Genomic DNA, 1,154 nt, shown 5'->3' with positions numbered 1-1,154 from the left:
TGGATCGCGGGCCACAGCATCGCCAAGGACCCCGAGGCCGCGAAGCCGCTCACCGCCTACATGGCGCAGCGCTTCGGGCTGTACGAGGACCTGACCGTCGCCGAGAACCTGGAGTTCTACGCCGACCTCAACCGCGTCCCCCGCGCCGAGCGCGCCGCGCGGCTCGAGCGGCTGTATCGCTTCTCCCGCCTGGACGAGTTCAAGGACCGGCTGGCGGGCGCGCTGTCGGGCGGCATGAAGCAGAAGCTCGGGCTGTCCGCCGCGCTCATCCATCAGCCGACGCTGCTCCTGCTGGACGAGCCGACCTTCGGCGTCGACCCCATCTCGCGCCGCGACCTGTGGCTGATCATCCACGAGATGGTCCACGAGGGCGTGACCGTGATCGTGTCGACGTCCTACCTGGACGAGGCGGAGCGCTTCGACCGCGTGGCTCTGCTGCACGACGGACGGCTGCTGGCGCTGGACTCGCCCGCGGCGCTGATCGAGCGGCACCCGGGCCGGCTCTACCGGGTCCGGACCTCCTCCACGCGCGCCGACCGCGACCGGATCCGGGCGCTGCCCGGCGTGAGGAGCGCGCTGCTGTTCGGGGACCATCTGCACGTCTCCCTCGCCGAGGAAACCGACTGGCCCGATGTCGCCGCCGCGCTGGCCGGCGCCGGCGTGTCCGTGCTGGACGCCGAACCCTCGCCGCCGAGCCTCGAGGACCTGTTCCTCGACCTCGTCGCCGAAGAGCCCGAGCCGGCGAGCGCGGCATGAGCGAGCCGACCGCCCCCGCCATCGACGTCCGCGGCCTCACCCGCCGCTTCGGCGACTTCACCGCCGTGGACGACGTCACGTTCTCCGTCGCCCGGGGCGAGATCTTCGGCTTCCTGGGCCCCAACGGCGCGGGCAAGACCACCACCATCCGCATGCTGACCGGGCTGCTGACGCCGACCGAGGGGCACGGCGTGGTGGCCGGCGTGCGCATCCCCGAGGAGCGCGCCGCGGTGCGCTCCCGCATCGGCTACATGTCCCAGAAGTTCTCGCTCTACGGCGACCTGACGGTCGACGAGAACCTGGAGCTGTTCGCGGGGCTGTACGGCGTCACGGGCGCCGCCGCCGAAGAGCGGCGCGACTGGGCGCTCCGCACCGCCGGCCTCGCCGACGAGCGCGAC

At 72.7% G+C, this 1,154-nt stretch carries 2 protein-coding genes; both read left to right on the top strand.

Features of this window, described 5'->3' with window-relative positions:
• The coding region (locus tag ABFS34_16935) for an ABC transporter ATP-binding protein (protein MEN8377112.1) at positions 1–756 on the top strand (756 nt) is incomplete at its 5' end.
• A partial coding sequence (locus tag ABFS34_16930) for an ATP-binding cassette domain-containing protein (GenBank protein MEN8377111.1) occupies positions 753–1,154 on the top strand: 402 nt, incomplete at its 3' end. The genes ABFS34_16935 and ABFS34_16930, both read left to right, overlap by 4 nt.

It is taken from the genome of Gemmatimonadota bacterium (genome assembly GCA_039715185.1).
In the GTDB taxonomy this organism is placed as follows: domain Bacteria; phylum Gemmatimonadota; class Gemmatimonadetes; order Longimicrobiales; family RSA9; genus DATHRK01.
Note: the sequence above shows the minus strand (reverse complement) of the source record. Positions and strands in the feature narration are given on the sequence as shown.